This is a genomic window from Tahibacter caeni, from assembly GCF_024609805.1.
Classification (GTDB): Bacteria; Pseudomonadota; Gammaproteobacteria; order Xanthomonadales; family Rhodanobacteraceae; genus Tahibacter; species Tahibacter caeni.
Window position 1 is genome coordinate 1 of sequence record NZ_JANFVR010000405.1, and the last position, 3742, is coordinate 3742.

At 70.1% G+C, this 3742-nt stretch carries 5 protein-coding genes and 1 riboswitch; all 5 genes read right to left on the minus strand.

What is annotated here, in order from left to right; genetic code table 11:
• Positions 1–943: serine/threonine-protein kinase (locus NON22_RS21615; RefSeq protein ID WP_257389068.1), on the minus strand; the 943-nt coding region annotated here is incomplete at its 3' end.
• 416 nt (positions 944–1359) lie between these two features.
• Complete coding sequence (locus tag NON22_RS21620) at positions 1360–1671, minus strand: hypothetical protein (RefSeq protein WP_257389069.1); 312 nt, start codon at positions 1669–1671, stop codon at positions 1360–1362.
• Between the two features lie 302 nt (positions 1672–1973).
• Positions 1974–2387 carry a hypothetical protein gene (locus NON22_RS21625; protein ID WP_257389070.1) on the minus strand — a complete coding sequence of 138 codons (414 nt, stop codon included), beginning with the start codon at positions 2385–2387 and terminating at the stop codon, positions 1974–1976.
• A gap of 224 nt (positions 2388–2611) precedes the next feature.
• Positions 2612–3202 carry a TMEM165/GDT1 family protein gene (locus NON22_RS21630; RefSeq protein WP_257389071.1) on the minus strand — a complete coding sequence of 197 codons (591 nt, stop codon included), beginning with the start codon at positions 3200–3202 and terminating at the stop codon, positions 2612–2614.
• A gap of 14 nt (positions 3203–3216) precedes the next feature.
• Positions 3217–3384: riboswitch (yybP-ykoY riboswitch) on the minus strand.
• A gap of 60 nt (positions 3385–3444) precedes the next feature.
• Positions 3445–3742: hypothetical protein (locus NON22_RS21635; protein ID WP_257389072.1), on the minus strand; the 298-nt coding region annotated here is incomplete at its 5' end.

A 3742-nucleotide genomic window follows, 5' to 3' on the forward strand; every position in this document is an offset into this window, starting at 1 on the left:
CGGCCGCGCCGCTGGCCAGCGGCGGCGGTTCGTGAGCGATGCGCTGGATCACGGTGTCGCGCGAACCCTGATCGAAACGGAACGGCGGCCGGCCGGCGAGCAGTCCGTATAGCAGGCTGCCGAGGCCGTAGACGTCGGTCGAAACCGTCGTGGGTTTGCCGAGCACCTGTTCCGGCGACGCCGCCCGCAGCGAGAAGAACCCGTCGCTGGTGACGTCGCGCGCCTGTGCGCCCTCGAGCGACTTCGCGATGCCGAAGTCGAGCAGACGCAGACGGCCATCGGCATCGACGAGGATATTGCTCGACTTGAGGTCGCGATGCAGCACGAGCTGGCGATGCGCATAGGCCACGGCTTCGCAGACATCGAGGAACAGCGCGACGCGCGCGCGCAGATCGAGCCGGTTCTCGTCGCAGTAGCGCAGCAGCGGCACGCCGGCGACGTATTCCATCGCGAAATACGGTCTTCCATCCGGCAGTTCGCCGGCATCGATGAGCCGCGCGATGTGCGGGTGGTCGAGCCCCGCGAGGATCGCGCGCTCGCGCTTCAGCTGCTCGACCAGGCGCGGCGTGCGCATCGCGAGCGGCACGATCTTCAGCGCGACGCGCTGCAGGTTGCCTCCGATCTCGCGCTGCGCCAGGTAGACGCGGCCCATGCCGCCTTCGCCGAGCAGCCGCTCGACGCGGAATTGGGCAATCGTCGCACCGTCGCCCTGCAGCGCGCGATCGTCGACGGCGGACAACGCGTCCGCGAGCGGCGGCGGCGCCCGATCGCCGGTGCCGGTCATTTCATCGTGCAGCGTGAGCAGGCGCCGCACGGCGGCGGCGACTTGCCCGTCCTCGCCGGCGAGACAGGCTTCGCGTCCGGACGCATCCAGAGTGCTGATTTCCAGGAACAGCCGGCGCATGCGCTGCCAGCGTTCGTCGTCGAGCGTCGTGGAGTCCATCACGCGGGTTCCCTGTCTGCCGAATGGTCAGCCCGAACGCCGGCGGCGCCGCCGGATGTGTTCAGGGCGCTGCGCGGGCCGGCCGGTACAGGGGCCGAGTCCCTGGCTCTTCCGGCGGTGTTCGCTGCGGCATTCTCGACGATTGCCGCGGCCGTCGGCCAGCACGCGGGCGGCCGCCGGCGCTTGCACGCGGCAGGGGACGGCAATGTACCCAAGGCGAATGGTGTATTCGGCAACGCCGTGCCCGGATCCTGGCGACGGACTTCGTGACCGGACGGCAGACAGGCACGACGATCGTGGCCGTGTGCCGCGACGATGCGCGCGATCCGGACGAACGCGACGGCCGTGCATTGGTCGGCCGGGCGGTCGTGCCGGCAGGAAGCCGATCCGGCTGCCGCGGCAGGGTGCCGCGGGCTTCAGTGCGCTTCGCGGACCTGCGCCGACCCGCCGCTGCCGCCGGCCACGACACGTTCCTCGGTGGCCTGCACGACCTTGCCGTCGACGATCCAGAGGCTGACGACCTTGTCCGTGAAACGGTAGGTCCAGATTTCCATCGGCGGCGAGTATTCGTCGCCGTCGATGCGGTCCAGCCGCGACGGCTCGCCGGCGGCCGCGCGGATCGGTGCGGCGGCGTCGCCCTTGCCGACGAGGTCGCGGCCGAGCAGCACGCTCTCGGCCGATGCCGCGAGCGGCAGCAGAGTCAGGAGCAGGAGGGCGAGGCGTTTCATGCGTACTTCTCCGAACGAAGATCCCGGCCGGACGCTCGAGGTGCGCCTGCCCGTCCACTGATCGATGCGCTGCGCGCGGCGGCTCGCTTGCCGCGGGTTGCGAAGCTCATGTCCGGGACCGGCACCGGCCCCGCATATCCGGCGCAGTCTGACAGCCGCGTGTTGCAGCACCGTTGCGCCCGCCGCGGACGGTTCGTTCGAGGCCTGCGACGGACGCTTCGGCGCGATGCCGGCCGCATCGTCGCGAAGGACGCGGACGTCTTGCGCCGCGGCGGCGATCGAACGGCGCCGTCGCGTCGCGTTCAGCGCTTCGCGTCGGGCCTGGGTTTCGTATACGGCACGAAATCGCCGAGGCCGACGCTGCCGGTCAGCATCTTGGAGGTCGGATCGAGCAGCTTGACGATGTCGATGTTGCAGAGTTCCGACGAATGCGTGTCGGTGACCAGCACGGCATCGTCGCGCAGGAATGCGGCGCCGGCCTTCGGGCGGTTCACGTAGATCGTTCCGCCGAGCGTGCCGTAGACGATGGCCGTCCTGTCGATGATCTGGGTCGAACGGATGTCGCGCAGCGCTATGCACTTGACCGGCTCGCCGGCGGTACGGCCTTCGATGGCCTTGGCGAGCCGTTCCTCGGGGCTGAGGCGGGCTGCCGCCGCGACGGCGGCGGTCGTGAGCAGGGCGGCGGCGAGTAGCGATCTCGCGTGGCGGGGGCGCATGGCAAAGTCCTCTGTGGCCGGCGAATAAGCGTTCGCCGATGACGCAGACGCCGCCGGGACGCGCGGCGTCGCAGGCGTCGTCGGCCACCGGAGCATCGGTCGCGGCAGCAGCGGGATCAAGCGTGAGCGAACGCTGACGGCCCGCATCGCCGAGGCCGCTGCACGAAAGCCCGCGCGACCGTACGGGCCGACGCAGCGCGGGCCTGCGTTATCGCGATGGCCGTTCATCCGGGTCCGAGCCCGAGCCCGAAGCCGACGTCGACCTTGAACAGGATCAGCAGGCCGAAGATCGCGAACAGCGCCGCCGCGGCGAAGCGCATCGCCGACAGAGGGAAACGCTGGGCCAGCTTTTCGCCGATCAGCACGGCCGGCACGTTGGCGGCCATCATGCCGAGCGTCGTGCCGAGCGTGACGAGGGCGAGGTTCGCGTATTTCGCGCCGAGCGCGACGGTCGCGAGCTGGGTCTTGTCGCCCATCTCGGCCAGGAAGAACAGCACGAGCGTGGTCAGGAACGGGCCGTAGCGGCTGGGCTCGGGCTCGTCGTCGAGGCTGTCGGGAATCAGCGCCCAGGCGGCGAAGCCGAGAAACGCCAGGCCGAGTATCCAGCGCAGGAGATCGGGGCCGAGGAAATGCGCGACCCAGCTGCCGGCCAGCGCGGCAAACAGATGGTTGAACACGGTCGCGGCGAAGATGCCGGCGACGATGGCCCAGTGCCGTCCGCGGAATCGCGCGGCGAGAACGAACGACAGCAGTTGGGTCTTGTCCCCGATCTCGGCGATGGCGACCATGCCGAAGGAGGTGATCAGAGCTTCCATATGGATGTCCTGGGGCCGGCGAACAGGAACCAATGACCCGGCAATCCATCGCCGGCCCCGGCTTTGGATCGCAGAGTCAAAGGTCTCGCCCAGCTAGTGCCGCCGACGCCATGGTCCGTGGACCAAGTCTGTTGACGTCGGCTCCTCCCGTGCGGAGGCAGCTACTCCCCAGTGACGGCGCGCAGCCTAGTGATTCCCGCGCACGCGTGCAAGCGGCGCGGCCTGCGACGTTCGTCGCGCGCTCAGCGCAGCCGCCGGCGCAGGTCGTCGACGATGGTCTCGAACGCGAGCCGCGGCGGCGGCATCAGGTCGACATGCTCCTGCAAGGTGTCCAGCGTGGTTTCGAGCTTCCACGATTCGCCGGCGCCGCGCGCGACGCGTCGGGCCAGCTCGTCGGCGCGGGCGATGTCGTGCGCGGCGAAGGCCAGACCGAGCAGGGTCGGCTCGGTCCATTCGTCGGTCAACCCCAGCGCCTCGGCGCGTTCGCAGGCCAGGCGCGCGGCCGTCGCCGCGGCGAGCGCGAGCGCTTCGTCGCCGGGA

Coding starts and splice junctions, on each gene's coding strand:
- NON22_RS21620 (WP_257389069.1), bottom strand. CDS start 1,671: ATGAAACGCCTCGCCCTCCTGCTCCTGACTCTGCTGCCGCTCGCGGCA.
- NON22_RS21625 (WP_257389070.1), bottom strand. CDS start 2,387: ATGCGCCCCCGCCACGCGAGATCGCTACTCGCCGCCGCCCTGCTCACG.
- NON22_RS21630 (WP_257389071.1), bottom strand. CDS start 3,202: ATGGAAGCTCTGATCACCTCCTTCGGCATGGTCGCCATCGCCGAGATC.